The organism is Streptomyces diastatochromogenes (assembly GCF_002242805.1).
Classification (GTDB): domain Bacteria; phylum Actinomycetota; class Actinomycetes; order Streptomycetales; family Streptomycetaceae; genus Streptomyces; species Streptomyces diastatochromogenes.
Genome location: NZ_MCGQ01000022.1, coordinates 17,990 through 43,238, shown reverse-complemented (window position 1 = coordinate 43,238; position 25,249 = coordinate 17,990). Strand labels below are relative to the sequence as shown.

The following is a 25,249-nucleotide window of genomic DNA, read 5'->3' as shown; positions in this document are numbered from 1 at the left end:
CCCCGGCGCTCCCTCACCGAGAACGCCCGCTGACCCCCGTACGGTTCCGCCACAGCTCCTCCTGGACGCCGAGGCGTTCGCGCAGCCGGTTCATCTTCGGCAGCCTGGCCCGGTGTTCCCGGGACACCCGGTCCAGCTCCTCCAGCAGGCGGCGGGCGCGGTGCTCGGTGTCGAGTTCGTCGATGATCCGGTTCACCTCCGTCAGTACGGCGCCCATCAGATGCCAGTGCGTCGAGTCCTCGCGGATCTCCTCCCGCAGCAGCTCGGCGAGCCGGTCGCGGGTGGCGGCCGCCGTGCTCAGCTCGGCCGTCAGACGCCCCTCCGCCGATTCTGCGTTCTCACTCAGGTGCGTGGTCACCAGCACCGCGAAGCTGACCACGGCGTCGGCGATCTCGGACAGCAACTGTTCCACGGTCGCCCCGACCCGGGGCGGGAACATCTCCTCGGAGCCGCGGGCCTTCGCCAGGTCCGTGAAGGAGCGGGCCAGCACCCGCAGCACGACCGTGCAGATCTCCAGCGTGTCCAGTCCGGTGCGCAGCACCACCCGGTGCAGCAGGCCCTCCTTGACGCGCGGGTTGAGCCGCAGGCTGTCCTCGGCCTGCCGTAGCGCCGCGTCCACCTGCACGATGTCGTGGTCCAGCCGGCGCGCCTCGTGCAGCCGCTCGGCCGCCCGCTCCCAGGGGGTACGGCCCGCGGCCTCCTCGCCCATCCGCAGCATCAACTGCCGCACCCGGCGCGCCAGCCCCTCGATCGACTGGCCCGCCTCGCCCACCCAGACCGGGGGCGGGAGCAGCAGGTTGCAGGCCATGCCGACGACCGCGCCGATCAGCGTCTCCACGATCCGCGCCCAGGCGGTGAAGCCGACGGTGGTGACCCCGAGCACCAGCATGGCGCTGATCGCCACCTCGGCCACGTACTCGTCGACGCGCACCAGGTGCCCCACGGTCAGCGAGGCCAGGATCAGCAGGGCCAGGCTCCACCAGGTCAGCCCCACCAGCAGGCTGAACGCGATGGCGACCAGCACTCCGGCCACCACCGAGTTCACCCGGCGGATGCCGTTGGTGAGCGTGGCGTAGAAGGTGACCTGGACGACCAGCAGGGCGGTCAGGGGCGCGGTCAGCGGGGCCGGCTCGGGGCTCAGGCGCAGCGCGATGACGTAGGCGACGGTCGCAGCGGCGGCCGACCGCAGTGTCTGGACGACCACCGGTTCTCCGCGGCGTCCCACCAGGCGCAGGAGTGGCGCGCTCCACTTGCGTACGTCGTGCATCCCTTGCCCTGTTCCCGTTCCGGAGGTGGGTCGAACGTGATCGACCGAGGACCGGATCTGTCCGCAACGACTTCTACATTGATCACCCTGGTCAAGGGAAGACGTAAGGGAAAACCCGGGCTGCCGGCCGGGCGCCCCGGCCCGCCATCTGGTCGAGGAGACGGGCTTCAGCACCGATGACGTGCTGATCCCCCTTCACCGCGTCGAGGCGGCCCGGTTGCGTGACCGGTAGCCGGCGACCTTCGCGAGGTTGCCGCACCGCTCCATCGAGCACCAGCGGCGCCGCCGGGCCTGGGAGTCGTCGAGGAACAGCAGCGAGCAGTCCGGGTTCCCGCACTCCTTGACGCGCTCCAGCAGCGGGCCGCCGACCAGCAGGACGGCGTCCCGGGCCACGGTCGCCAGGGCGGCGCGCACCGGGTGGCGCGCCGTCCAGCGCCCGGGGCCCAGCTGGGGCGCGAGATCCGGCCGGGCCGCCACTTCGTTGACCAGGGCCACGTCCACCGCGTCCGACTCCCGCCCGGCCATCGCCGACCATACGACGCGGTAGACCGCCTCGCGCAGGGCGCGGGCGTCGGCCAGGTCGCGTGCGGTGACCGTGAGCGGACCGTCCTCCGAGGCCAGCTCCGCCTCGGTGATCCAGCGGCCCAGGGCGCCGGGATCGGGGAGCCGCTCCAGGGGCGTGGCGTGCCGTTTTCCGAGCGTGGCGACGAAGTCCAGACAGGGGCGGCCGCCGAGGAACGGGAAGGTGAGGGCCGGGTCGGATGGCTGGGTCATGGCCTCAGCTTAACGTGCGACACCGATCGAAGAGGTGTCTTGACACCACTTGAAGCAGTGTCGCATGGTGAAACCCGTTCAACCGGTGTCACATGGCGCCGGTCTTTTCGACGTCGGGATGGTGCGAGATGCGTGCGGTGCGGATCGAGGAGTTCGGCGGACCCGAGGTGCTGGTGCCGGCGGAGGTGCCGGACCCGGTGGCCGGACCCGGGCAGGTGCTGGTGCGGGTCGAGGCCGCGGGGGTGAACCGCGCGGACGCGCTGGTCCGGGCCGGTGTCTACCACCGGGCCGGGCGGCCCCCGCTGATCCCGGGCGCGGAGGCGGCGGGGACGGTCGCGGCGCTGGGGGAGGGGGTCACCGGATTCGAGGTCGGCCAGCGGGTGATGGCACTCGACGGCATCGACTCACCCGGCTTCTACGCCGAGTTGGCCGCCGTGCCCGCCACGCGTGTGACGGTGCTGCCCGACGGCGTGGATCCGATCGAGGCGGCGACCCTGCCCGTGGCCTGGCTCTCCGCCTGGTACTGCCTGCGCCGCCTGGCCAGGGTCGCCAAGGGGGACACGGTCGTGGTCAAGGCCGCCGCGAGCGGTGTCGGCACCGCGGCGGTGCAGATCGCCGCCGAGGCCGGCGCTCGGGTGATCGCCCTCGCCGGTTCGGCTGAAAAGGCCGCGTGGGCCGGGCAGTTCGGGGCGGCCGAGGTCGTGGACACCTCCCGGCACGCCGACGAGGCCGAGGTCGAGGAGGTGCTGCGGCTCACCGGCGGGCGCGGCGCCGAGGTCGTCCTCGACACCGTGGGCGGACGGGCCTTCGGGCGGAGCCTGCGCGAGACGGCGCACGGCGGCCGGGTCGTCTCCCTCGCCAACGTCGCCCTGGAGCCGAGCACCGTGGACACCCGCGACTTCTACCCGAAGAACCTCGCGATCCTCGGCTTCCAGCTCACCAACCTGCAGATCCACGGCTGGGACCCGCGCCCCGACCTGCGCGAGCTGGCCGAACGGGTCGCCGCGGGCGCCTACCGGGTGCCGGTCGAGACCGTGCTGCCCCTGTCCGAGGCGCGCGCCGCGCACGAGCGGCTGGAGAGCCGGGAGAACCGGGGCAAGATCGTGCTCACCGTCGGTGGCTGACCCTCAGGCGTACAGCTTGTCGACGAAGGCGGACAGGTTGCCCGTCATACGGGCGATCTGCTCCTCCAGGGTCAGGCTCTCCTCGAACCGCATCCCGGACTCCGGCACCTTCTTCCCGCGCACGTACAGCGAGCACGCCAGGTCCGTGCACATGTACACCCCGACCGAGTTGCCCTCGCGGCCCGCCGCGCCGGCCTTCCGGGCGGTCATCAGCGACACCCCGCCGCCGGGATGCGTGGTCAAGCACACCGAGCACATGCTGCGGTGCAGGAACCCGCGCTGCGAGGCCGGGAAGCGCAGCGCGACACCGACGGGCCGGCTCGCCCGCTCGGTGACCAGATAGCTGCGGTCGGGCGCCCCCGGATCCCGCCAGCCGAGGAAGTCCAGGTCGCCCCAGGGCCGTTCACCGAGGTCCCGCGGGACCGCCAGGCGCTTGGCCTCTCCCTTGGAGCAGTTGACGAAGGAGTCGCGGATGTCCTGCTCGGTGAGGGACTTCATGGTGGGCCTTCCGGGTTCGCAGCCAGGAACCTAGGGTGTCTAGGTTCCTGGCTAGCCTAGGCAGCCAGGGGGAGGGCGGGCGAATGGTTTTCCGGGCGGCCGGCGTCACGCCCTACTCCGCCTCGGCGGCCCTGGCCTCCGGCGGCCACACGCCCGGTGCGAGCACCCCCAACGCGTAGGCGCGGGCGACCAGTTCGGTGCGGTTGGCCGCGCCCCAGCGAGCCGACAGGCGGCGCAGGTGATAGGTGACACCGTCCTTGCTCAGGCCCAGTTCGCGGGCGGCCCGGGTCGTGGTGGCGCCCCCGGCCAGGAGCGCCAGTACCTGGCCCTCCACCGGGGTGACCGGCGGGGGCTCGGGTGCGCGGTGGGCCGTACGCTCGCCCCGCACGCGCAGCATCACCAGCAGGGCCGGTGTCTCGTCCACGCTGTCGCTCACCGGGTCCGCCGTCAGCTCGCCGTACCGCTCGGCCCCGCCGGGGGAGCGCCAGCACACCGACACCTGGTAGCGCGAGCGGTGCCGCAGTCGCAGTGCCTCGGCGATCCGGTCGACCTGCGTGGCCTCCTGCGGCCGGAACAGCTCCAGCACGTCCCGGCCCCGCAGCCGCCCCGGTGTCGTACCGCACTCCGCGGCCATCGCCGGGTTGGCGAGCCTGACCTGGCCGTGCAGATCGCAGACCGCGACCGGTACGGAGACCCGGTCGAAGAGGGTCAGCGCACGGTTGCGCCACACCACGGCCTCGATCCGGCCCACGTCCATCCGCACCTCCCGACGTTCTGCCCATCCAAGACGAACAGCCAGGTCAGCGGCAAACGCACGGGCGCCGCGCAAGCCCTCGTACCGACTTTTGACTGCACGATCGTGTAGTGCCGCGGCCCGTGCGCCCCCGATCGGTCGACCACCCTGGAACGCAGTACTCCCCGTACCGCGAAAGGCAGTTGTCGCGCCATGCCCCCCACCGCACTGCACCCCGAGACCGCCGGTACCCTGCCCGGCGTCCCCGTCGTGGACATCACCGCCACCGGGCCCGGCCGTACCCCCATTCAGCAGGTCATGCAGCTGATGCGTGCCCACGGTCCGGTGCTGGTGCGCCGGCTGCACGGGCGCGACGCCATGTTCGTCGCCGACGCCGACCTGGTCGCGGACCTCGCCGACGAGGAACGGTTCGCCAAGCACGTCGGGCCCGCGCTGGAGAACGTGCGCGCCTTCACCGCCGACGGCCTGTTCACCGCCTACAACGACGAGCCCAACTGGGCCAAGGCGCACGACATCCTCATGCCCGCCTTCGCGCTCGGCTCGATGCGCACCTACCACCCGGTGATGCTGAAGGTGGCCCAGCGGCTCATCGACTCCTGGGACCGGGCCGCCCGCGCCGGTCAGCCGGTCGACGTCCCCGACGACATGACCCGCATGACCCTCGACACCATCGGCCTGGCCGGATTCGGCTACGACTTCGGCTCCTTCGAGCGGGCCGAGCCGCACCCCTTCGTCGAGTCCATGGTGCGCTGCCTGGAATGGGCCATGACCCGCCTCGCCCGCACCCCGGGCCAGGACCACACGGCGGCCGACGCCGCCTTCCGCGCGGACGCCGACTACCTCGCCGGGGTCGTGGACGACGTCATCGCCTCCCGCACCGGCACCGACCAGAGCACGGCCGAGGACCTCCTCGGGCTGATGCTCAGCGCCCGCCACCCGGCCGACGGCACCACCCTGGACCTGGCCAACATCCGCAACCAGGTCATCACCTTCCTGATCGCCGGCCACGAGACCACCTCCGGCGCGATGTCCTTCGCCCTCTACTACCTGGCCAAGCACCCGACCGCGCTCCGGCTCGTCCAGCGCGAGGCCGACGCGCTGTGGGGCGACACCCCGGACCCCGAGCCGACGTACGACGACATCGGCCGCCTCACCTACACCCGCCAGGTCCTCAACGAGGCGCTGCGGCTGTGGCCGACGGCCGCCGCCTTCAGCCGGCACGCCCGCGAGGACACCCTGCTCGGCGGCCGGATCCCGCTGCGCGCCGGACAGGCCGTCACCGTGCTCGCCCCGATGCTGCACCGGCAGCCCGTGTGGGGCGACAACCCGGAGCTGTTCGACCCGGAGCGGTTCACCCCCGAGGCGGAGGCGGCCCGCCCGGTGCACGCCTTCAAGCCCTTCGGCACCGGTGAACGCGCCTGCATCGGACGGCAGTTCGCGCTGCACGAGGCGACCATGCTGCTGGCCATGCTGGTCCACCGCTACCGGTTGCACGACCACGCCGACTACGCGCTCACGGTCAAGGAGACTCTCACCCTCAAGCCCGAGGGCCTCACCCTCACCCTGACCCCGCGCACCGCCGCGGACCGCGTCCACGCCCCGCTGCCCGGTACCGCGGCCACCGCGGGCGCCCGGACCCCGGCCCCGGACACCCTGCCCGCCCGGGTCCGCCCCGGCACCGGCACGCTCTTCCTGCACGGCAGCAACTACGGCACCTGCCGCGCCTTCGCCGCCCAGCTCGCCGACGAGGCCGCCGCCGTCGGCTGTGCCACCGAGGTCGCCGCCCTGGACGACCACGCGGACGGCCTGCCCACCGACCGGCCCGTCGTCATCACCGCCGCCTCCTACAACGGCCGCCCCACGGACGACGCCACCGCCTTCACCGCCTGGCTCGACGGCACCCCGGACCTCACCGGCGTGACCTACGCCGTCCTCGGCGTCGGCGACCGCAACTGGTCCGCCACCTACCAGCACGTTCCCACCCGCATCGACGCCCGACTCGCCGAACTCGGCGCCACCCGGCTGACCGACCGCGCCGCCGCCGACGCCTCCGGCGACCTGACCGGCACCGTCCGCGACTTCACCGCCCGGCTGCGCACCGCCCTCCTCCAGGAGTACGGCGACCCGGACGCCGTCACCGGCACCGAGGAGGAGCCCGCCACGGCGTACGAGGTCCGCACCGTCACCGGCGGCCCGCTGGACGCCGTGGCCGAGCGGCACGGGCTGGTCCCCATGACCGTCACCGAGGCGTACGACCTCACCGCACCGGGACACCCGCGCACCAAGCGGTTCCTGCGCATCGCCCTGCCCGACGGCGTCACCTACCGCACCGCCGACCACCTGACCGTGCTCCCCGCCCACGCCCCCGGCCTCGTGGAGCGTGCGGCCGCCGCGCTCGGCGTCGACCTCGACACGGTCCTGGACATCCGGGCCACCCGCCCGCGCCGCGACGGCCTCGCCGTGGACCGTCCGCTGACGGCACATCAACTGCTCACACATCATGTCGAGTTGCAGGAGCGTCCGACCGCACGGCAGCTCGCCCTGCTCGCCGAGGCCGATCCCTGCCCGCCCGAGCGTGCCGCCCTCGCGGCCGTGACCGGCGACGATCCGCGCACCCTGGTGGAGATCGCCGAGGACCACCCCGCCCTGCGCGGGGCCCTGGACTGGCCGCGCCTCCTCGACCTGCTGACCCCGCTGCGCCCGCGCCACTACTCCATCTCCTCCTCCCCGGCGGCCGACCCGCGTCACGCGGACCTCATGGTCTCCGTGCTGGACGCCCCCGCACGCTCGGGCAAGGGCCGCTACCGGGGGACCGGATCCGGGCACCTCGCCGCCCTGCGGCCCGGCGACACCGTGTACGCCCGCGTCCAGCCGTGCCGGGAGGCCTTCCGGACCGACGGCACCGCACCCATCGTGATGGTCGCCGCGGGCACCGGCCTCGCCCCGTTCCGCGGAGCCGTCGCCGACCGCACCGCGGCCCGGGCCGCCGGCACCGAACTCCCCCCGGCCCTGCTCTACTTCGGCTGTGACGCCCCCGACGCCGACTTCCTGCACGCCGGTGAACTCCGCGCCGCCGAGACGGCCGGAGCCGTGTCCCTGCGCCCGGCCTTCAGCGCCGCCCCCAAGAACGGCGCCCTGTTCGTGCAACACCGCATCGCCGCCGAGGCCGACGAGGTCTGGGAGCTGCTGAACACCGGAGCCCGGGTGTACGTCTGCGGCGACGGCTCCCGGATGGCACCCGGAGTGCGCGAGGCGTTCCGTACCCTGTACCGGGAACGGACTCCCGGCGCCGACGAGGCGACGGCCGGGCGGTGGCTCGACTCGCTCGTGGCGGACGGGCGTTACGTGGAGGACGTGTACGCGGCGGGCTAGTCCCGCGCGGGAGGGGGCGCACGATGGGGGAGTCGCAGGAGCGGGCCCGGCGGGTCCTGACCGCGGCGGGCATCGACCCCGGCCGGCTGGCCGGGGTGCGCCCGCTGGCCGGCGGCACCTACAACACCGTTGAGGAACTGCGGCTCACCGACGGCACCCGCTGCGTCCTGAAGGCCGCGCCGACCGCACCGGGCCTGCGCTACGAGGCCCGGCTGCTGCACTCCGAGGCGGTGTTCAGCCGCGCCGCCGAAGAGGCCGGCGTTCCCGCACCCCGCACACTCCACGCCGACGACACCCCCGAGGTACGGCACCTGCTGCAGACCGCCTGCCCCGGCGCACCCTGGGACGACTCCCTCACCGACGCCGAACGAGCCGACTTGCGCGGGGAGTTGGGCCGTCAGGTCGCCCGCCTGCACCGGGTGACCGGGCCCGGCTACGGCTACCCGTCCGGTGCCCTCGGCCCGCTCGCCCCCGACTGGCGGACGGCGTTCACCGCGATGTTCGACGCGGTCCTGGACGACGCCCGCCGCTACCGGGCCCGGCTGCCCCGCCCCGCCGACGAGGTGGCCCGTACCGCCCGGGCCGCGCACGACGCCCTGGACGAGGTTACCGTTCCGCGCCCCGTCCACTTCGACCTGTGGCAGGGCAACATCCTCGTCGACCGCACGTCCGACGGCCCCCGCATCGGCGGCCTCATCGACGGCGAGCGGATGTTCTGGGGCGATCCCCTCGCCGACTTCGTCTCCCTCGCCCTGCTGGACGACATCGAGAAGGACGAGGCCTTCCTCGCGGGCTACCGGCAGGGTGGCGGCCACGCCGCACTCGGGCGCGCGGAGCGCCTCCGGCTCGCCCTCTACCGGGCCTACCTCTACCTGATCATGCTGGTCGAGACGGTCCCGCGGGCGGTCGACGAGGGCCACGAGCGCTGGGTCCAGGAGGCCGTCGCCCCGGAACTCGTCGCCGCGCTGGACGAGATCAAGGCGGCCGGCGCTTAGCTCATCACATGAAATAAGGGGTGGCGGAAAGTCGCGTGCAGCCGGTTCCGAGGGGTATGTTGCAGGTCGGGACAGGGTTCGAAGGGAGCCACATGGCGGGGCGGAACGGGCGAACGGTACGCGACCTCAGACGGGGCAACCGCACGGCCGTGCTGCAACGGCTGTACTTCGACGGCCCGCTCAGCCGCTTCGAGCTGGGCCCGGTCACCGGACTCAGCTCCGGCTCGGTCAGCAACGTGGTCGCGGACCTCGTCGCCGACGGACTGGTCGAGGAGGCCGGCAGCGTCGACTCCGACGGCGGCCGCCCCCGCACCCTGCTGCGCGTGTCGCCGCACAGCGGCCAGATGATCGGCGTCGACGTCGGCGAGACCCGCGTCCGCGTCGAGCTGTTCGACCTGGCCCTCACCGAACTCGCCCGCACCGAACGCCCGCTGACCCAGCAGGGCTACGACGTCGACGTCATCGTCGGCCACATCCGGGACGGCATCGCCGAGGTCCTGGAGGCCGAGGCGGCCTCGCCCGAGCGGCTGCTCGGTGTCGGCGTCGGCGTCCCGGGCATCGTCGAGCACACGGCGGACCGGGGTGCCGTCGTGCACGGGCAGACCATCGGCTGGGACGCGGTCCCGCTGGAGGAGCTGCTCCGCTCGACCTCCCGACTGCCGGACGACGTGCGGTACTTCATCGACAACGGCGCCAAGACCCTGGGCCAGGCCGAGATGTGGTTCGGCGGCGGACGCGGCGCCCGCAACGCGGTGGTGGTGCTCTTCGGCTCCGGTGTCGGCGCCTGCCTGGTCACCCCCGAGGTGGAGCACGGGCGGGCCGTCGAGTGGGGCCACCTGACCGTACGGGTGCGGGGGCGCCGCTGCCGGTGCGGTGCGCCCGGCTGCCTGGAGGCCTACGCGGGTGCCGAGTCGCTGCTCGCCCGCTGGCGCGAGGAGGGCGGACGGCCGCCCGAGGGCGCCGACGAGGAGACCGCGCTCACCGCGATGCTCGCCGCCGCCTACCCGGCCGAGGACCGGGAACCCGACCCGGTCGCGCTCGCCGTCCTGGAGGAGACCGCCGAGTACCTGGGCGCCGGCCTGTCCGACCTGATCAACCTCTTCCAGCCCGAGCGGATCCTCATCGGCGGCTGGGCCGGACTCCAGCTCGGCACCCGGTTCCTGCCCGCCGTACGCCGCCACGCGAGGACGTACGCCCTGCGGTACCCGGCCGACAAGGTCGGCATCGACCTCGGCCGGCTCGGCCCCGACGCGGTCACCGTCGGCGCGGCGATCCTGCCCCTGGCCGACTTCTTCGCGCGCGGCGGCCGCCGCGCCGAACAGGCCACCGAGGACCGGCACCCCGCCTGGCGGGCCGCGCTGCAGGAACGGGCACCGCGCTGACCGGGGGAGTGGCGTGACGCACCTCACGGCAGCCGGCTGGAACACCAGAAGGTGGTTGCCCGTTGAACCAGCCGTGGGTGCGGATGGGACAGTGTCCCCGGGCCTCACCATTCGCTCACAGGGACGATCGTTCGGCTGAAGCCCTGTGGTGCCCTTCGCCGAGAGGCGACCGCCGTCCGCGCCCACCACCTGGCCGCCCCGGCCGTGATTCCCCCGTCACGGTCGGGGCTTTCTCATGACGCCCGGGTCGGCGTACGGCCCTCCCGCGTCCAGGCCAGCAGCTCCTCGGCCGGCCAGGTGGTCACCACCCGTTCGGCGGACACCCCGCACTCCTCGGCCCGGGCGCAGCCCAGGATCTGCCAGTCCAGCTGGCCGGGCGCGTGCGCGTCGGTGTCGACCGAGAACAGCACCCCGGCCGCCACGGCCCGGCGCAACAGCCGCCGCGGCGGGTCCAGCCGCTCGGGACGGCTGTTGATCTCCACCGCCGTACCCGACTCGGCGCAGGCGGCGAACACCTCGTCCGCGTCGAACTCCGACTCCGGCCGGCCACGGCCCGTGACCAGGCGTCCCGTGCAGTGGCCGAGGATGTCCGCGTGCGGATCGCGTACGGCGGCCACCATGCGGCGGGTCATCGAGCGGGAGTCCATCCGCAGCTTGGAGTGCACGGACACCACCACCACGTCCAGCCGCTCCAGCAGCTCGGGCTCCTGGTCCAGCGAGCCGTCCTCCAGGATGTCGCACTCGATGCCGGTGAGCAGCCGGAACGGCGCCCACCGCGCGTTCAGCTCCGCCACCACCTCCAGCTGCTCACGCAGCCGCTCCGGGGACAGGCCCCGGGCCACGGTCAGCCGGGGGGAGTGGTCGGTCAGGGCCGTCCACTCGTGGCCGAGCCGGGCCGCCGCACGCCCCATCTCCTCGATCGGGCTGCCGCCGTCCGACCAGTCCGAGTGCGTGTGGCAGTCCCCGCGCAGCAGCGCCCGCAGCTCGGTGCCGCCCTCGGCGGTGAGCGGCCCGCCGCTCTCCTCCTCCACCGTGCGCAGATAGCCGGGCACCTCCCCGGCCAGGGCCTCCCGCACCACCTGCGCGGTCTTCGGCCCGACCCCCTTCAGCGACTCCAGCGTCCCGGCCGCCGCCCGCTCTGCGACCTCGTCCTCGGGCAGCGCGGACAGCACCCGGGCGGCGGTCCGGAAGGCGCGCACCCGGTAGGTGGGCGCCAGCGACCGCTCCAGCAGGAAGGCGATCCGGTCCAGGGCCGCGACGGGATCCATGGTCACCTCCAGCGCGCGATGCCCCTCCAGGGTTCCGCAGCCGACGACGCTCCGCGACCACAGCGGCCCTGGGCGCCCCCTCCCTCTCCTGGACGGCTCCCGCGGACGAGTCGTCGGCGCCGGTTGCGTTCTACGCTCTATTGCATGACCGAACAAGCAGTGCCCTACATCTCCCATCCGCGGGTCCTGGTGCACGGCGTGTGCCCGGGCAAGCCGGGGGAGCCGCCCTTCCGGGTGGTGGAGATCGACGGTCAGGTGGTCGGCCGGGCCAGGACCGCGACCGACGTGCTGGAGGTCGCCGCCACCCACGGCATCACGATCCACGACCTGAACGACCCGGACGCGGTCCGCTGGGTGGGCGGCGGCCAGTACCACTGGACACTCATCTGATCCGGACGCGGCTCAGCCGACCGTCCACTTCTGGTTGCCGCCGCCGGAGCACGTCCAGATCTGCAGCCGGGTGCCGTTGGCCGCGTTGTTCCCGGTCACGTCGAGGCACTTGTTCGCCTGCGGATTGACGATGTCGTGCGCCGCCGAGACGGCCCACTTCTGGTTGGCGCCGCCCGAGCAGTCCCACAGCTGGACGGTCGAGCCGTCCGCCGTGCCGTTGCCGGTGACGTCCAGGCACTTGCCGAGCGCCCGGATCGTGCCGTCCGAGCCGACCGTCCACGCCTGCGCGACCGTGCCGTTGCAGTCGTAGAGCTGGACCGGGGTGCCGTTGGCGGAGTTCGCGCCGGCCACGTCCACGCACTTGCCCGCCAGGCCCCGGATCGGGACACCGGCCGCGCTGTCGCTCGTCGTCACCGACACCGAGTCGACCACCAGCTGCTGCGGGAACTGCGTGGAGCCGTCCGGGTCGCCCGGCCAGTAGCCGCCGACCGCCAGGTTCAGGATCAGGAAGAACGGCTTGTTGAACACCCAGGTCTTCCCGCCCAGGTCGGCGGGCGTGCGCCGCTGGTAGACGTTACCGTCCACCGACCAGGTGATCGAGTCGGGCGCCCAGTCGACGGCGAAGGTGTGGAAGGCGTCCGCGAAGGCCTGCCCGCCCGGCAGGGAGTAGCCGGCGCCTATGCCGCCCGATCCGGAGTAGCCCGGGCCGTGGATGGTGCCGTGCACGGTCGAGGGTTCGAACCCGACGTTCTCCATCACGTCGATCTCACCCGAGTCCGGCCAGTTGACCGGGGTGCCGAGCATCCAGAACGCGGGCCACATGCCCTGCCCGCGCGGGATCTTCATCCGCGCCTCGACATGGCCGTACTGCGCGTTGAACTTCCCGGCGGTGTTCATCCGGGCCGAGGTGTACTGGCAGCTGCCGTACCAGCACTGGTAGCCCGCGGGGTTCTCCTTCCGGGCCGTGATCACCAGATGGCCCTGCCCGTCCAGGGCCGCGTTCCTGGTCCCGGACGTGTAGTACTGCCGCTCGTGGTTGTTGACGTTGTCGCCGGTCTCCAGCGTCCACTTCGAGGAGTCGACCCCGGAGCCCGCGGCCCCGTCGAAGGTGTCGGAGAAGGTGGTCACCGCCGCGGCCGCCGGGGCCGCGGTCTGCGCCCGGGCCGGACCGACGGCGGCCGAGGCGACGAGCGCTGCGGACAGGGCGGCGAACAGACATCTGCGGAGGAGGCGGGGGGAGGCCATGGCTCTCCGTTTCACGTGGGGGTGTGTGATGCGTTGACAGGGAATCGTGACGCCTCTTGATTTAAGAAGTGAGATAAGTGGGCGTCAATACCTTGGTACGGACCTCTCGCTGACGATCAATCGGCCGGCGTCCTGCGCACGCGCGCATGCACCGCACGCCCGAGCCGCCACCCGAGGAGCAGCCAACCGACCAGAGCTCCCGCGGTGTTGAGGATGACGTCGTCGATGTCGAAGGCCCGCCCGGTGACCAGCGCCCCCTGGACCAGCTCCACCATCAGCATCACGAGCGCGGTGAACGCCAGCACCTGGAGCACCCTTCGCGCGCGCGGCGCGAGCACCGGCACCAGCACCCCGAACGGCACACCGAGCAGCACGTTCCCGCCGATCTGCCTCACGGCGTCCCGTACCTGCGCGTGATCCGCGTAGGCCCGCAGCGAGCGGCCCGGGTGCAGATTGCTGTGTGTCAGGGGCACCGACGCCGGGGACGGCTGAAGCGTGAGCCGGGCCAGGATCACGGCGAAGGCCACCATGAACGCGAAAGCGACCAGCATCGCCAGCAGCCGCACGGGGAGCATGAGCGCGTGCCGTGTGGCTGGAGGGCGGGCCTCCTCGGCCCGCTCCCGCTTCTTCGGGGCGCGCAGTAACCCGGGCAGGCGCAGGGCGGTACGGGCCATGAGATCCTCCGGTCTTCAACTTCCCGCTGCTGTAAGGCGGTTACCCATACAACGGCCCGGGATGCCGCCGCCCGGACGACGCCGGGTGCGCGCCGGCGGATTCGGTTCACGCTCCCGGGGCACTCGGGACCCGGGTCCGCGCGCCGCCGCCCCGCACCCGGCCGGGCGGTGCTTGGATGCCCCGAGCGGCTGAGCGGACACAGGCCCGCGCAGTCGGGCGGAGCGGACCGAGGAGGTGGCGGATGACAGGGCGTACCACGCTTCTCGCCGTGGGCGAACTCCTGGCCTGGTGGGCCGGGCTCGCCCTGCTGTGGCTGGTGCTCGTCTCGTCGGTCGACACCTTGGAGCGGATCGTCGGCGCGAGCGCCGCCGCCGTGGGGGCCTTGGCGGCCCGGGCCGGGCGGCGGGCGGTGACCTGGCGGTGAACGGCTGGCTCCTCGCGGCGACCGTCGAACTGGGCGGGGCGGGGGCGGCCGCCCTGTGGGGGACGGCCACCGGCCCGCTGCCCCGCCGGGTCATGGCCCAGAACCTCGCCACCTCCGCGGTCTGCCCGGCCCTGCTGCTCCTCGCCCAGGGTTACGGCCGCCCCTCCTACGTCGACCTCGCCCTGCTGATGGCCCTGCTGGGCCCGGTCGGCACCCTCGTCTTCGCCCGCCTGCTCGCCGACGAACTGCTGGACGACCGGCCGCGCGCCTGGACACTGACCTGGGCCGCCGCCGGCTTGAGCGCCGCGGTCGTGGTCGCCGTGTGCGTGGCCACCGGACCGAGCCGGGCGATGGTGAAGCTGCTCCTGATCGGCGCCCTGCTGATCGGCGGCAACGTCATCGCGTCCCGGGCACTGGCGGGCGGGTTCCGGGGGGTGCGAGGTGCCTAACGCAGGGGGCGTCGCCGTACCGGGCGGCCGCGAGGGGATGCGGCATGGCTGATGCCGTGATCGTCGTGGCCCTGCTGCTCGTGGCCGCCTCCGCCACCGCCGCCGTGGCCCAGCGCGAACCGGCCCGGCAGGCCCTGGTGCTGTCCGTGCTCGGTGTCGTCCTGGCCGTCCTGTTCACCGTGCTCCAGGCCCCGGACGTCGGCCTGTCGCAACTGGCCGTGGGCTCCGCGCTCACCCCGCTGCTCATCATGCTCTCGGTGCGCAAGGTCAGACGGCAGGCCCGGGCGAAGGACCGCGCGCGGTGAGCCAGCGGCTGCGGTTGTGGTTGCTCGCCGTCGGCGGCGCGGGGGTGGCCGCCCTGCTGGTCGCCGCCTGCCTCGACCTGCCCGCCTTCGGCGGCCGCCGGCACCCGTACGGCGAACGGGCGGTCGCTGCCTCCCTCGCCCGGCACACCGCGAACACGATCGCCTCCCTCAACTTCGACCAGCGCGCCTACGACACCCTCGGCGAGATCAGCATCCTGTTCGCCGCCGTCCTGGGCTGCCTGGTGCTCCTGCGCGAGGCCCGCGACGAGCACCGGGCGCAGCCGCAACCCGCCGAAGTGGCCCTGCCCGTCCGCCGCTACGCCCTGATCGCGCTCCCCGTCGCCCTCCTGACCGGCCTCTACGTCATCGCGCACGGCCAGCTCAGCCCGGGCGGCGGCTTCCAGGGCGGGGTCGTCGCCGCGACCGCCCTGCACCTGCTGTACCTCGGCGCCGACTACCGCGCCCTGGAACGCGTCCGCCCCCTCGGTGTGTTCGACGTCTGCGACGCGCTCGCCGTCTCCGCCTACGCCGTCCTGGGCCTCGCCGGCCTCCTCGCGGGCACCGCGTTCCTGGCCAACACACTGCTGCCGTACGGCACCTTCAACACGCTGTCCTCCGGCGGCACCGTCCCCCTGCTGAACGCGGCCGTCGGCATGGAGGTGGCGAGCGCGGTCGTCCTGCTGCTCGCGGGGTTCCTGGACCAGGCCGTCGAGATCGAGGAGGAACGGGGGAGTTGAGAACGCCGTGATGCACGTCCTTCCCTACCTGGTCGCCGCCTACGTCTTCCTGACCGGCTGCTACGGCCTCGCCACCAGCCGCAACCTGATCCACACCGTGGGCTGCCTGGCCGTGTGCCAGTCGTCCACGTACGTCCTGCTGCTGGCCGTCGGCTACCGGGACGGGGCGACCGCGCCGGTCTTCTCCGACCTTGCACCGGGGTCCCGGCCGGTCGTCGACCCGATCGTGCAGGCCCTCACCCTCACCGACATCGTCGTCGGCGCCACCGTCACGGCGCTGCTGCTCGCCCTGGTCCTGCAGATCGCCAAGCGGCACGGCACCCTCGACCCGGACGAGCTGAGAGAGCTGCGCGGCTGATGCACCACCTGCTCCCGCTGCTCTTCGCGGTGCCGCTGCTCGGGGCCGCCCTGCTGGTGGCCACGGGCCGCCGGCTGCCCCGGGCCGTCGCCGAGACCACCGGGTGTGCCGTCTCCGGCGCCACGGCCGCCCTGGCCCTCGTGCTGCTGCTCAACTCCGCGCCGCCGCTGGTGGAATGGGTCGGCGGCTGGCGGCCCGTCGACGGGGAGAGCGTCGGCATCGTGCTGGTCGGGGACGGTCCGGCGCTGGGCATGGCCGCGCTCGACTCGCTGCTGACCCTGTCCGCCCTCGTGTACTCCTGGCGCTACTTCGACGAGCCGCCGCGCGGCCACGCCGGCTCGTACCCCGCGCTGATGCTGGTCTTCCAGGGGGCGATGTGCGGCTTCGCGCTCGCCGGCGACCTGTTCAACGCGTTCGTGTTCTTCGAGCTGATGAGCGTCGTCGCCTATGCGCTGACCGGCTACCGGATCGACGAGCCGAAGGCCGTGCAGGGCGCGCTGACCTTCGGCGTCGTCAACTCCCTCGGCGCGTACGCGATGCTGATGGGCATCGGCCTGCTGTACGCCCGTACCGGCGAACTGGCCATGACGAAGATCGGGCGCGGCCTGGACGACGCGGCCGGCCAGGGCGGGCCGGACGCCCTCGTCCTCGCCGCCTTCGTGCTGGTCATGACCGGGCTGCTGGTGAAGGCGGCCGCCGTGCCGTTCCACTTCTGGCTCCCCGACGCGCACGCGGTCGCGCCCACCCCGGTGTGCATGCTGCTGTCCGGCGTCATGGTCGAACTCGGCGCCTACGGCGTCTGGCGCGTGTACGGCACCGTCTTCGCCGGACCCGGCGGCATCCCCGCCGCCGACCTGACCCGGGCCCTGGTGACCCTGGGCGTCCTCACCGCCGCGATCGGCGCCGTCATGTGCTGGTACCAGCGGCACATCAAACGGCTGCTCGCCTACTCCACGGTCGCGCACACCGGCCTGTTCCTCGTCGGCCTCGGCGTGCTCACCCCCGAGGGCGACGACGGGATCGCCCTGTACCTCCTCGGACACGCCGGAGTGAAGGCCGCGCTGTTCGCCTGCACCGGCGCCCTCCTGGACCGGTTCGGCAGCGTCGACGAGCAGGCCCTGCACGGCAGGGCGCGCGGGATGCGGGCGTTCGGGGTGATGTTCGCGATCGGCGGGCTCGCGCTGGCGGGCCTGCCGCCCTTCGGGACGGCCCTCGGCAAGGCGATCACCGAGGAGGCGGTCGGCGGCCCGCTCACCCTGGTGTACGTGCTCGCCTCCGCGGTGACCGCGGGCGCCGTCCTGCGGGTCACCGCCCGGGTGTTCCTGGGGCTCGGGCCGCGCCCGGAGGACGCCGCGTACGAGACCAGCGGGTCCGACGAGCGGCCCGAGACCGGCAGGAGACTCAGCCGTATCCCGGACTCCATGACCGCGGTGCCCGCCGTGCTGCTCGCCGCCGCCTTCGCCGTCGGCGTGGCCCCCGGCCTCGCCGCAGTGGTGGCCCGCTCGGTCAACGAGGCCGGGTCGGGCGGCGCCCACACCTCCGTCCACTGGACGCCGCACGGCATCCTGCTGGGCCTGGTCTCCACCCTGCTCGCCGTGGGCCTCGCCGCCCTCGCCGTGACCCGCCCGCGCCGGCTGGCCACCCCGGACTGGGCGCTGCCCCTGCGCCGCCTGCAGTCGGGCCACGTCGGCGACTACGTGGCCTGGCTCCTGGTCGGTGCCACCGTGCTGGGCGCGCTGACCCTGCCGGGCGTGCTGGGCGGCTGATCGGCGGGAGCGGATCAGGATCCGTACCGGACGTGTACCTCCTTGAAGCCGAGAGAGCGCAGCAGGCCCTGCAGCATGCCGGTGGTGTTGGTCTCGGCCCGCGCCGTCAAGCCGCTGCTGCGCGCGGCATCGCCGATGTGTCGTACCGCCAGCTTCTGCACCGCCTGCTCGCTGTTGGGGTTGTCCGAGAACAGGTCGCCGAGCCGGTCGAACAGACCGCGCTGCTTGGACACGGCGTAGGAGTGGTCGGGGTCCAGGGCCGGCCTGCCGAGCCGGGCGTGCGGCAGCCGGAGCGTGGCCGAGGTGCGGTCGCCGTTGACCGACACGTCCTTCTCGCCGACCCGGCCGAGGTCGACGTACGCGTCCACGGTGCCCGCGCCGACGTACAGGGTGCGGCTGCCGTGGAGAGCGTCGGGCAGGTACTTGGCGTTCTTCTCCAGGTCCACGACGACCTGGAAGGTGCCGGAGGCGGCGTCGTAACGGCTCATGTCCTGAATGGACTTGAGGAGTGCGGGGCCGGAACGGTCGTGCGACTCGGTACCGAACAGGTCTTTGACGCCCGGGAGCACGGCAAGCCTGATCCCGGCGAACAGCACCGCGAGCACCAGCACGAACGCCGTGAGTGCCCGGGCCCAGCCGGGCATGCGTCGGGGGAGCCGCGTTTCGGAAGTCGTCATGTCGACGGCCCTCCTTCCTCCTCACCGGATTCCCACCGGATACCGTTCCAGACCGCTGCGTTGACGGATTGGCACCGAATGACGTAGGCGCCAGGCCGTCTCGCGTCGCCAGTAGCATGACCGGCGCAGCCCGTGTTGATCATGCGAGGAGCGGATCGTGCGAGACATCGCCGTCTTCAGTGGCAGTGCCCACCCCGAACTGGCCCAGGAGGTCTGCGCCCACCTGGGTGTGCCGCTCAGCCCGACCCGGGTCAGCCGGTTCGCCAACGACTGTCTGGAGGTGCAGCTTCAGGCCAACTGCCGGGAACGGGACGTCTTCCTGATCCAGCCGCTGGTCAGGCCGGTGCAGGAGCACCTGGTGGAGCTGCTGCTGATGTGCGACGCGGCCCGGGGTGCGTCGGCCGGCCGGATCACCGTGGTCATGCCCCACTACTCCTACGCCCGCTCCGACAAGAAGGACGCGCCCCGCATCTCCCTCGGCGGGCGGCTGGTCGCCGACCTGCTGGTGGCGGCGGGCGCGAGCCGGGTCCTCGCGATGACCCTGCACGCGCCGCAGGTGCACGGCTTCTTCTCCGTGCCGGTGGACCACCTGCACGCGCTGCGCGAACTGGCCGCGCACTTCCGGCAGTACGACCTCACGCGCACCACGGTCGTCTCCCCGGACCTCGGCAACGCCAAGGAGGCCGCCGCCTTCGCCCGGCTGATCGGCGCACAGGTGGCGGCCGGCGCCAAACAGCGGTTCGCGGACGACCGGGTGAGCATCAGCTCCGTGATCGGGGACGTGGCCGACCGGGACGTCATCGTGCTGGACGACGAGATCGCCAAGGGCAGCACCGTCATCGAACTCCTCCAAAAACTGCGGGAGTTGGGGCCGCGCTCGATCCGGGTGGCCTGCACGCACGGCCTGTTCGCGGCCGGTGCGCTCAAGCGGCTGAGCGAGCAGCCCGACGTGCTGGAGATCGTGTGCACCAACACCGTCCCGGTGCCCCTCGACGAGCACACCGACAAGCTGCGCATCCTCTCCATCGGCCCCGCGCTCGCCGAGGCCGTACGCCGTATTCACAACGGTGAGTCCGTGAGCGCCCTGTTCGAGGACTCGAGGAGCGCCTAGACGCCGTCGTCACAGTGAGCCGGACGCGGCCTCGGACTGTTCCAGGGCCGCGTCCAGCGTCGGCTGCGGCGGCAGCAACCGGGACAGCCCGGTGACCCGGAAGACCCGCAGGGTCAGCGGGTGGGCGCACACCAGGTGCAGCCGCCCGCCCCGCTCCAGCACCCGGCTGCGGGCCCGGTAGAGCAGGCGCAGCCCCGAGCAGTCGAAGAACTCCACGGACCGCAGGTCGATCACGATCCGGACCCCGGGCCGGTCGGTGACCCGGTCCAGGGCGGGAGTGATCTCCGTCGCCGCCGCGATGTCGATCTCGCCGCGGAACTCCAGCACCGTGTGTCCGCGGTCCTCGCGTATGCGCAGATGCCGAGTGAGCGGCGTGGGCTCCTCCTGCACGACGGCATCACCTCCCACGCGCGCCTGGAAAACCTTTTCTCGACCGTCAAGTTACCCTCGATGGAAGGAATTTGAGCATGTTCGATTGACATATGTCTTCGAGTTTGGCGCCGCGTGTCGTTCCGGGATGAGGACGGCGGGGTTCCGCGGGGCTACGACAGCGCGTGCCACGCCTTCGAGAGCGCCCGCCGGAACTGCTCCCGCTGATGCGTCGTGAGGTCCTCGACCATCCGCTCCTCCAGCTCCCGCACCGGCTCGGCGAAGTGCGCCAGCAGCTCGCGCCCGGCGTCGGTGAGCAGGATCAGCAGCTCGCGCCGGCTCTGCGGATTGCGCTCGCGGCGGATCAGTCCACGCGTCTCCAGGGAGCGCACGAGGTCGGCCATGGACTGGGCGGTGACGAACGAGTCACGGGCGAGCTGGGCCGCGGAGAGACCGTCGTGCCGCTCCAGCACCGTGAGGGCCGTGTACTGCAGGGCTGTGATCCCGGCGGGCTTGACCAGCTCGTCCAGGCGGGAGCGCGCGGCGAGTTCCACCTGCTTGACCATGTAGAGCAGTGACGGGCCTGTCCTTGTACCGACCATGCGCCCACCCTAGACCATTGACAGGAAACCTGACCGAAACGAGACTGCAGACCAACAGGAATCCTGTTTATTGAAAACTTGGCGATCTATGCTGGGGAGTGGGCAATGACGACCACCATCGACACCGGTCCGGGCCAGCTGTTCATCGGCGGACACTGGCGCGAGGCCACCGGCGGCGCCCGCAGGGAGGTGATCGACCCGTCCACCGGGCAGGCGGTCACCACCGTCGCCGAGGCGGGCGCCGACGACGTCGACGCCGCCGTACGCGCCGCCCGCGAGGCCTTCGACGCGGGGGAGTGGTCCGGGCTGAGCGGCCGGGAGCGCGGTCGCGTCCTGCACCGCGTGGCCGAGCTGATCCGGGAGAACGCCGAGGAACTGGCGGCCCTGGAAAGCCTCGACGTGGGCAAGCCGATCACCCTGTGCAGGGCCGTCGACGTCGCCAACGCGGCAAACGACTACGAGTACTACGCCTCCCTGGCCTTCACCCTCGACGGCGCCACCCGCGACACCCCCCTCAACGCCCTGGCCTACACCCGGCGCGAGCCGCTCGGCGTGGTCGCCGCCATCACCCCCTTCAACTTCCCGCTGATCCTGGCCGGTTCGAAGCTCGGCCCCGCCCTCGCCGCCGGCAACACCGTCGTCCACAAGCCCGCCGACGAGACCCCGCTCAGCGCCCTGTACATGGCCCGGCTGCTCACCGAGGCGGGCGTCCCGGCCGGCGTCGTCAACGTCGTCACGGGCAGCGGCCCGGTGGCCGGCGAGGCACTGCTCGCCCACCCCGGCGTCGACAAGATCGCCTTCACCGGCTCCACCGCCGTCGGCCGGCACGTGGCCGGCGCCGCGGGCCAGGCCCTCAAACCGGTCACCATGGAACTCGGCGGCAACGCGGCCCACATCGTCTTCGAGGACGCCGATCTGGAGAAGGCGGTCGGCGCCGTCATCAAGGGATTCGTCTTCAACACCGGCCAGTTCTGCATGGGCGGCCCCCGCCTGCTGGTCGCCCGCCCGGTCTACAGCACCCTGCTCGGCATCCTCGCCCAGGCCGTCCCCGGCGTCCCGGTCGGCGACCCGCGCGACCCGGACACGGTCGTCGGCCCGATGGCGGGGGAGCGGCACCTGCGCAAGGTCGAGGAGTACGTCGACCTCGCCCGCAAGGAGGGCGGCCGCATCGTCTGCGGCGGCGAGCGCCTGGACCTGAACGGCGGCTTCTACTACCGGCCCACCGTCATCGCCGACCTGCCGAACGACTCCCGGGTGGTCCAGGAGGAGATCTTCGGGCCCGTCCTCACCGTGCAGCCCTTCGACTCCGAGGACGAGGCCGTAGCGCTCGCCAACTCCACGCCCTACGGCCTGGCTTCGGGCGTCCAGACCGGCAACCTGGCCCGCGCCCACCGCATCGCGGCCCGCCTCCAGGCCGGCATCGTCTGGGTCAACGACTGGGCGCTGCTCGACCCCGCGGTACCGTTCGGCGGCGTCAAGAACTCCGGGTTCGGCCGCGAGTACGGCCCCGAGGCGCTGGCCGCCTACACCAAGGTCAAGTCCGTCGTCGTCTCGCTCGACTGAGCGGCATCACCGAGGAGTTCAGGATGTCCATCACCACCCGTGCCGCCGTCGTCGAGTCCGGTGGAGCGCCCTTCACGCTCAGCGAGGTCGAACTCGACGCGCCCGGACCGCACGAGGCGCTGGTCCGCATGGTGGCGACCGGCCTGTGCCACACCGACCTCAGCGTGGCGAGCGGCGCACTGCCCTTCCCGCTCCCGGGAGTTCTGGGCCATGAGGGCGCCGGCGTCGTCGAGGCCGTCGGCTCCCAGGTCACCGGTGTGACCCCCGGCGACCACGTCGTGCTGTCCTTCACCTCCTGCGGGGCGTGCCGCACCTGCCACGGCGGCCACCCCGCCTACTGTGCGACCTGGCTGCCGCTCAACCTGATCGGCGGCCGCCGGGCGGACGGCACCCACACCGTCAGCCGCGGCGGAGAGCCGCTCGGCGGCCATTTCTTCGGCCAGTCCTCGTTCGCGGAGCGGGCCCTGGTGGACGAGCGCAGTCTGGTCAAGGTCGACCCGGACGTGCCGCTGGAGTCGATCGCCCCGCTGGGCTGCGGGGTGCAGACCGGAGTCGGCGCCGTCTGGAACGTACTGAAGCCGGAGGCCGGCAGCTCGCTCGTCGTCCTCGGTGCCGGAGCGGTCGGCCTGTCGGCGGTGATGGCGGCCGCGCTCACCCCGGCCACCACGATCATCGCCGTCGACCGGGTTCCCGAACGGCTGGCACTCGCCGAGGAGTTGGGCGCGACGCACACCATCGACGCGACCGAGGAGAGCGTGCCCGAGACGATCCACCACCTGACGGGCTACCGGGGCGCCGACGGCGTCGTCGAGACGACGGGCAACGTAGGCGTCCTGAGCGAGGGCGTCGACGCGCTCGCCGCCCGCGGCACCCTGGTCGTCGTCGGCGCCCCGCCCTTCGGCACCGAGGTCTCCCTGGACGTCAACGGGCTGCTCGCGGGCAAGCGGATCGTCGGCCTGACCCTGGGCGACAGCGAGACCCAGGCGTTCATCCCGGCCCTGGTCCGGCTGGTGCGGGAGGGGCGGCTCCCGCTGCACCGCCTGATCAGCACCTATCCGTTCGCGGACATCGACCGGGCGGTACGGGACATGACCGCGGGCAAGGCGATCAAGCCCGTACTCACCTTCTGAGCCCCAAGGCTCAGTCCACCAGCAGGACCAGCTTCCCCGTCGTCCGGCCGGTGTCGCCCAGCTCGTGCGCCTTGGCGGCATCGGCCAGCGGGAACGTGCCCGCGATCGCGGCCCGCAGCTTGCCCTGCTCCACCAGGTCCGCGACCGCCCGCATCCCCGACCGGTCGGCGTCCACCAGCATCCGCACCGCCCGCACACCGAGCCGCTCGGCCTCGTCGTAGAAGTCCTGGTCACCGACCGGAAGGATGGACACCACCACCCCGCCCGGACGCAGCACCCGCAGCGACCGCACGGACGTCTCGCCGCCCAGCGTGTCCAGCACCACGTCCACGTCCCGCACCGCCTCGGTGACGTCCACGGACCGGTAGTCGATCGCCTCGTCCACGCCGATCTCCCGCAGGAAGTCGTGCTTCTGGGCGCTCGCCGTGCCGATCACATACGCACCCAGCGCCTTGGCGATCTGCACGGCCACGTGCCCGACCCCGCCGGCCGCCGCGTGGATCAGCACCCGCTGCCCGGGCTTCAGGCCCGCGTGCTCCGTCAGCGCCTGCCAGGCGGTCAACGACACCAGTGGCAGCGCGCCCGCCTGGACGTGGTCGACGGAGGCCGGCTTGTGCACCAGGGCGCGGGCCGGGACGGTGACGTACTCGGCGTGCGAGCCGTGGCCGAAGGGGTAGGACAGCATGCCGAAGACCTCGTCGCCGGGCCGGAAGGCAGCCACCCCGATCCCGGTCGCCACGACCTCGCCGGAGACGTCCCAGCCGAGGACGAACGGCGGCTCGCCCAGGAACCCGCCGGTCGCCCGGTGCTTCCAGTCGGTCGGGTTGACCCCGGCGGCCCGCACCCGGACCAGCACCTCGTTCGGACGCGGCGCCGGCCGCTCCACCTGTACTTCCTTCAGCACCTCGGGACCGCCGAGGACGTCCTGACTGATCGCACGCATCGTGTTCACATCGCTCATGGTCACCCAGCCTGCCGGGGTTCGCCCGTCCGGAAAATGGCACGATTGCCAAGCTTCGATAGGATCGTGCCATGCGTGACACAGCGAGTCCGGAGCGCGTGGCCGTCCTGGCCCTCGACGGCGTCTACCCCTTCGAGCTGGGCATCCCCAGCCGGATCCTCGGCGCGGCCGACGGCCGCTACGAGGTGTCGACCTGCACCGTCGACGGCGGCCCGGTGCGCACCAACGCCGACTTCGGCATCACCGTCGACCACGGCCCGGAGATCCTGGAGACCGCCGACACGGTGATCGTCACCTCGATGCCTCCCTCCCACATCCCTGCCGACCTGCCCGACGAGGTCGCCGCGGCCCTCGCCCGGATCCGCCCGGACGCGCGCATCGTCTCCATCTGCACCGCCGCATTCGTCCTCGCCGAGGCGGGCCTTCTCGACGGCCGCAGGGCCACCACCCACTGGCAGGTGGCCGACCTGTTCCGCCGCCGGTACCCGCGGGTGGAGCTGGACCCGGACGTGCTGTTCGTGGCCGACGGCCGGATGCTCACCTCGGCCGGGGCCGCCTCCGGCGTCGACATCTGCCTGCACATCGTCCGCACCGACCACGGCAGCGACCTGGCCAACACCGTCGCCCGCCGCTGCGTCGTGCCCCCGTTCCGGGACGGCGGTCAGGCCCAGTACATCGAGCAGCCGGTCCCGGAGAGCGGCGCGGCGAGCACGGCCGCCACCCGCGCCTGGGCCCTGGAGCGCCTGGACGAGCCGCTGACCCTCTCCGACCTCGCCCGGCACGCCCGGATGAGCCTGCGCACCTTCGCCCGCCGCTTCAACGACGAGGTCGGTCTCAGCCCCGGCCGCTGGATCGTCCAGCAGCGCGTCGTCCGCGCCCGGCACCTCCTGGAGTCCAGCGACCTGTCGGTGGACCGCATCGCCGCCGAGGTCGGCTTCGCCACCGGCGCCTCGCTGCGCCAGCACCTGCACGCCTCGATCGGCGTGTCCCCGCAGGCGTACCGGCGGACCTTCCAGCAGGCCCGCTGAGCCTCGAACGTTCCGGCCCGCCTCC

The 25,249-nt window shown here is 72.8% G+C and carries 26 protein-coding genes; 15 read left to right on the top strand and 11 right to left on the bottom strand.

Annotated features, from left to right (window positions below; all coding sequences use genetic code 11):
- Nucleotides 1-13: 13 nt before the first annotated feature.
- Nucleotides 14-1,267 (bottom strand): FUSC family protein, encoded by a 1,254-nt coding sequence (locus BEK98_RS25305; protein WP_208643219.1) that lies wholly within the window; start codon nt 1,265-1,267, stop codon nt 14-16.
- 195 nt (nt 1,268-1,462) lie between these two features.
- Nucleotides 1,463-2,041 carry a CGNR zinc finger domain-containing protein gene (locus BEK98_RS25300; protein ID WP_094218966.1) on the bottom strand — a complete coding sequence of 193 codons (579 nt, stop codon included), beginning with the start codon at nt 2,039-2,041 and terminating at the stop codon, nt 1,463-1,465.
- A 128-nt stretch (nt 2,042-2,169) separates the two neighbouring features.
- Here BEK98_RS25300 and BEK98_RS25295 point away from each other — a divergent pair, with 128 nt between their 5' ends.
- The gene (locus BEK98_RS25295) at nt 2,170-3,165 is read left to right on the top strand and encodes a quinone oxidoreductase family protein (protein WP_094218965.1); all 996 of its coding nucleotides are present in this window, start codon (nt 2,170-2,172) and stop codon (nt 3,163-3,165) included.
- 3 nt (nt 3,166-3,168) lie between these two features.
- Here BEK98_RS25295 and BEK98_RS25290 read toward each other — a convergent pair whose 3' ends face one another.
- Both BEK98_RS25290 and BEK98_RS25285 read right to left on the bottom strand, forming a co-directional pair.
- Nucleotides 3,169-3,663 (bottom strand): FBP domain-containing protein, encoded by a 495-nt coding sequence (locus BEK98_RS25290; protein ID WP_094218964.1) that lies wholly within the window; start codon nt 3,661-3,663, stop codon nt 3,169-3,171.
- A gap of 112 nt (nt 3,664-3,775) precedes the next feature.
- Nucleotides 3,776-4,420 (bottom strand): PAS domain-containing protein, encoded by a 645-nt coding sequence (locus tag BEK98_RS25285; RefSeq protein ID WP_094218963.1) that lies wholly within the window; start codon nt 4,418-4,420, stop codon nt 3,776-3,778.
- Nucleotides 4,421-4,609: 189 nt separating this feature from the next.
- On the opposite strand from BEK98_RS25285, the gene BEK98_RS25280 reads away from it, so the two are divergent.
- From BEK98_RS25280 to BEK98_RS25270, 3 genes are all read left to right on the top strand, one after another.
- Entirely contained in the window at nt 4,610-7,789 is a 3,180-nt protein-coding gene (locus BEK98_RS25280) for a bifunctional cytochrome P450/NADPH--P450 reductase (protein ID WP_094218962.1), read from the top strand.
- A 23-nt stretch (nt 7,790-7,812) separates the two neighbouring features.
- Nucleotides 7,813-8,784: a phosphotransferase family protein gene (locus BEK98_RS25275; protein WP_094218961.1), complete on the top strand. Its 972-nt coding sequence runs from the start codon at nt 7,813-7,815 to the stop codon at nt 8,782-8,784.
- Nucleotides 8,785-8,876: 92 nt separating this feature from the next.
- Complete coding sequence (locus BEK98_RS25270; RefSeq protein WP_094218960.1) at nt 8,877-10,166, top strand: ROK family transcriptional regulator; 1,290 nt, start codon at nt 8,877-8,879, stop codon at nt 10,164-10,166.
- 233 nt (nt 10,167-10,399) lie between these two features.
- On the opposite strand, the gene BEK98_RS25265 is transcribed toward BEK98_RS25270, so the two are convergent.
- Nucleotides 10,400-11,434 carry a PHP domain-containing protein gene (locus BEK98_RS25265; protein ID WP_094218959.1) on the bottom strand — a complete coding sequence of 345 codons (1,035 nt, stop codon included), beginning with the start codon at nt 11,432-11,434 and terminating at the stop codon, nt 10,400-10,402.
- A 144-nt stretch (nt 11,435-11,578) separates the two neighbouring features.
- Here BEK98_RS25265 and BEK98_RS25260 point away from each other — a divergent pair, with 144 nt between their 5' ends.
- A complete protein-coding gene (locus BEK98_RS25260; protein ID WP_094218958.1) occupies nt 11,579-11,824 on the top strand; it encodes a hypothetical protein in 246 nt (81 codons plus the stop codon).
- A gap of 12 nt (nt 11,825-11,836) precedes the next feature.
- Here the strand turns inward: BEK98_RS25260 and BEK98_RS25255 are convergent, their stop codons facing one another.
- Together BEK98_RS25255 and BEK98_RS25250 are read right to left on the bottom strand one after the other, a co-directional pair.
- Complete coding sequence (locus BEK98_RS25255; RefSeq protein WP_094218957.1) at nt 11,837-13,069, bottom strand: ricin-type beta-trefoil lectin domain protein; 1,233 nt, start codon at nt 13,067-13,069, stop codon at nt 11,837-11,839.
- A gap of 116 nt (nt 13,070-13,185) precedes the next feature.
- The gene (locus BEK98_RS25250; protein ID WP_094218956.1) at nt 13,186-13,743 is read right to left on the bottom strand and encodes a VanZ family protein; all 558 of its coding nucleotides are present in this window, start codon (nt 13,741-13,743) and stop codon (nt 13,186-13,188) included.
- A 242-nt stretch (nt 13,744-13,985) separates the two neighbouring features.
- Between BEK98_RS25250 and BEK98_RS25245 the strand changes: the two genes are divergently transcribed.
- Genes BEK98_RS25245 through BEK98_RS25220 form a run of 6 tightly spaced genes read left to right on the top strand, consistent with a single transcriptional unit; the run spans nt 13,986 to nt 17,783 of the window.
- The gene (locus BEK98_RS25245) at nt 13,986-14,168 is read left to right on the top strand and encodes a hypothetical protein (protein ID WP_094218955.1); all 183 of its coding nucleotides are present in this window, start codon (nt 13,986-13,988) and stop codon (nt 14,166-14,168) included.
- On the top strand, nt 14,165-14,617 hold the full coding sequence (locus BEK98_RS25240; protein ID WP_094218954.1) for an MrpF/PhaF family protein: 453 nt from the start codon (nt 14,165-14,167) through the stop codon (nt 14,615-14,617). The genes BEK98_RS25245 and BEK98_RS25240 overlap by 4 nt, the downstream gene beginning before the upstream one ends.
- A 44-nt stretch (nt 14,618-14,661) precedes the next feature.
- Nucleotides 14,662-14,922, top strand: a complete 261-nt coding sequence (locus BEK98_RS25235) for a Na(+)/H(+) antiporter subunit B (RefSeq protein ID WP_094218953.1) — start codon at nt 14,662-14,664, stop codon at nt 14,920-14,922.
- Entirely contained in the window at nt 14,919-15,659 is a 741-nt protein-coding gene (locus BEK98_RS25230; RefSeq protein WP_094218952.1) for an MnhB domain-containing protein, read from the top strand. Before BEK98_RS25235 ends, BEK98_RS25230 begins: the two co-directional genes overlap by 4 nt.
- A gap of 10 nt (nt 15,660-15,669) precedes the next feature.
- A complete protein-coding gene (locus BEK98_RS25225) occupies nt 15,670-16,017 on the top strand; it encodes a sodium:proton antiporter (protein WP_094218951.1) in 348 nt (115 codons plus the stop codon).
- Nucleotides 16,017-17,783: a complex I subunit 5 family protein gene (locus BEK98_RS25220; protein ID WP_094218950.1), complete on the top strand. Its 1,767-nt coding sequence runs from the start codon at nt 16,017-16,019 to the stop codon at nt 17,781-17,783. Before BEK98_RS25225 ends, BEK98_RS25220 begins: the two co-directional genes overlap by 1 nt.
- A gap of 14 nt (nt 17,784-17,797) precedes the next feature.
- Here BEK98_RS25220 and BEK98_RS25215 read toward each other — a convergent pair whose 3' ends face one another.
- On the bottom strand, nt 17,798-18,460 hold the full coding sequence (locus tag BEK98_RS25215) for a DUF4230 domain-containing protein (protein ID WP_094218949.1): 663 nt from the start codon (nt 18,458-18,460) through the stop codon (nt 17,798-17,800).
- Nucleotides 18,461-18,617: 157 nt separating this feature from the next.
- Between BEK98_RS25215 and BEK98_RS25210 the strand changes: the two genes are divergently transcribed.
- Nucleotides 18,618-19,571, top strand: a complete 954-nt coding sequence (locus BEK98_RS25210; protein ID WP_094218948.1) for a ribose-phosphate diphosphokinase — start codon at nt 18,618-18,620, stop codon at nt 19,569-19,571.
- Between the two features lie 9 nt (nt 19,572-19,580).
- On the opposite strand, the gene BEK98_RS25205 is transcribed toward BEK98_RS25210, so the two are convergent.
- A complete protein-coding gene (locus BEK98_RS25205; RefSeq protein ID WP_094218947.1) occupies nt 19,581-19,961 on the bottom strand; it encodes an anti-sigma factor antagonist in 381 nt (126 codons plus the stop codon).
- Between the two features lie 152 nt (nt 19,962-20,113).
- Nucleotides 20,114-20,542 carry a MarR family winged helix-turn-helix transcriptional regulator gene (locus BEK98_RS25200; protein ID WP_094218946.1) on the bottom strand — a complete coding sequence of 143 codons (429 nt, stop codon included), beginning with the start codon at nt 20,540-20,542 and terminating at the stop codon, nt 20,114-20,116.
- Nucleotides 20,543-20,647: 105 nt separating this feature from the next.
- Here BEK98_RS25200 and BEK98_RS25195 point away from each other — a divergent pair, with 105 nt between their 5' ends.
- Nucleotides 20,648-22,105 carry an aldehyde dehydrogenase family protein gene (locus tag BEK98_RS25195; RefSeq protein ID WP_094218945.1) on the top strand — a complete coding sequence of 486 codons (1,458 nt, stop codon included), beginning with the start codon at nt 20,648-20,650 and terminating at the stop codon, nt 22,103-22,105.
- 23 nt (nt 22,106-22,128) lie between these two features.
- The gene (locus BEK98_RS25190) at nt 22,129-23,235 is read left to right on the top strand and encodes an NAD(P)-dependent alcohol dehydrogenase (RefSeq protein ID WP_094218944.1); all 1,107 of its coding nucleotides are present in this window, start codon (nt 22,129-22,131) and stop codon (nt 23,233-23,235) included.
- Nucleotides 23,236-23,245: 10 nt separating this feature from the next.
- On the opposite strand, the gene BEK98_RS25185 is transcribed toward BEK98_RS25190, so the two are convergent.
- Nucleotides 23,246-24,196: an NADP-dependent oxidoreductase gene (locus tag BEK98_RS25185; protein ID WP_208643218.1), complete on the bottom strand. Its 951-nt coding sequence runs from the start codon at nt 24,194-24,196 to the stop codon at nt 23,246-23,248.
- A 71-nt stretch (nt 24,197-24,267) separates the two neighbouring features.
- Between BEK98_RS25185 and BEK98_RS25180 the strand changes: the two genes are divergently transcribed.
- The gene (locus BEK98_RS25180) at nt 24,268-25,224 is read left to right on the top strand and encodes a GlxA family transcriptional regulator (RefSeq protein WP_094218942.1); all 957 of its coding nucleotides are present in this window, start codon (nt 24,268-24,270) and stop codon (nt 25,222-25,224) included.
- Nucleotides 25,225-25,249: the final 25 nt, after the last annotated feature.

Coding starts and splice junctions, on each gene's coding strand:
- BEK98_RS25185 (WP_208643218.1), bottom strand. CDS start 24,196: ATGAGCGATGTGAACACGATGCGTGCGATCAGTCAGGACGTCCTCGGC.
- BEK98_RS25280 (WP_094218962.1), top strand. CDS start 4,610: ATGCCCCCCACCGCACTGCACCCCGAGACCGCCGGTACCCTGCCCGGC.
- BEK98_RS25225 (WP_094218951.1), top strand. CDS start 15,670: ATGCACGTCCTTCCCTACCTGGTCGCCGCCTACGTCTTCCTGACCGGC.
- BEK98_RS25265 (WP_094218959.1), bottom strand. CDS start 11,434: ATGGATCCCGTCGCGGCCCTGGACCGGATCGCCTTCCTGCTGGAGCGG.
- BEK98_RS25250 (WP_094218956.1), bottom strand. CDS start 13,743: ATGGCCCGTACCGCCCTGCGCCTGCCCGGGTTACTGCGCGCCCCGAAG.
- BEK98_RS25305 (WP_208643219.1), bottom strand. CDS start 1,267: ATGCACGACGTACGCAAGTGGAGCGCGCCACTCCTGCGCCTGGTGGGA.
- BEK98_RS25295 (WP_094218965.1), top strand. CDS start 2,170: ATGCGTGCGGTGCGGATCGAGGAGTTCGGCGGACCCGAGGTGCTGGTG.
- BEK98_RS25270 (WP_094218960.1), top strand. CDS start 8,877: ATGGCGGGGCGGAACGGGCGAACGGTACGCGACCTCAGACGGGGCAAC.
- BEK98_RS25300 (WP_094218966.1), bottom strand. CDS start 2,041: ATGACCCAGCCATCCGACCCGGCCCTCACCTTCCCGTTCCTCGGCGGC.
- BEK98_RS25255 (WP_094218957.1), bottom strand. CDS start 13,069: ATGGCCTCCCCCCGCCTCCTCCGCAGATGTCTGTTCGCCGCCCTGTCC.
- BEK98_RS25190 (WP_094218944.1), top strand. CDS start 22,129: ATGTCCATCACCACCCGTGCCGCCGTCGTCGAGTCCGGTGGAGCGCCC.
- BEK98_RS25235 (WP_094218953.1), top strand. CDS start 14,662: ATGGCTGATGCCGTGATCGTCGTGGCCCTGCTGCTCGTGGCCGCCTCC.
- BEK98_RS25245 (WP_094218955.1), top strand. CDS start 13,986: ATGACAGGGCGTACCACGCTTCTCGCCGTGGGCGAACTCCTGGCCTGG.
- BEK98_RS25290 (WP_094218964.1), bottom strand. CDS start 3,663: ATGAAGTCCCTCACCGAGCAGGACATCCGCGACTCCTTCGTCAACTGC.
- BEK98_RS25285 (WP_094218963.1), bottom strand. CDS start 4,420: ATGGACGTGGGCCGGATCGAGGCCGTGGTGTGGCGCAACCGTGCGCTG.
- BEK98_RS25215 (WP_094218949.1), bottom strand. CDS start 18,460: ATGACGACTTCCGAAACGCGGCTCCCCCGACGCATGCCCGGCTGGGCC.
- BEK98_RS25195 (WP_094218945.1), top strand. CDS start 20,648: ATGACGACCACCATCGACACCGGTCCGGGCCAGCTGTTCATCGGCGGA.
- BEK98_RS25200 (WP_094218946.1), bottom strand. CDS start 20,542: ATGGTCGGTACAAGGACAGGCCCGTCACTGCTCTACATGGTCAAGCAG.
- BEK98_RS25220 (WP_094218950.1), top strand. CDS start 16,017: ATGCACCACCTGCTCCCGCTGCTCTTCGCGGTGCCGCTGCTCGGGGCC.
- BEK98_RS25275 (WP_094218961.1), top strand. CDS start 7,813: ATGGGGGAGTCGCAGGAGCGGGCCCGGCGGGTCCTGACCGCGGCGGGC.
- BEK98_RS25180 (WP_094218942.1), top strand. CDS start 24,268: ATGCGTGACACAGCGAGTCCGGAGCGCGTGGCCGTCCTGGCCCTCGAC.
- BEK98_RS25260 (WP_094218958.1), top strand. CDS start 11,579: ATGACCGAACAAGCAGTGCCCTACATCTCCCATCCGCGGGTCCTGGTG.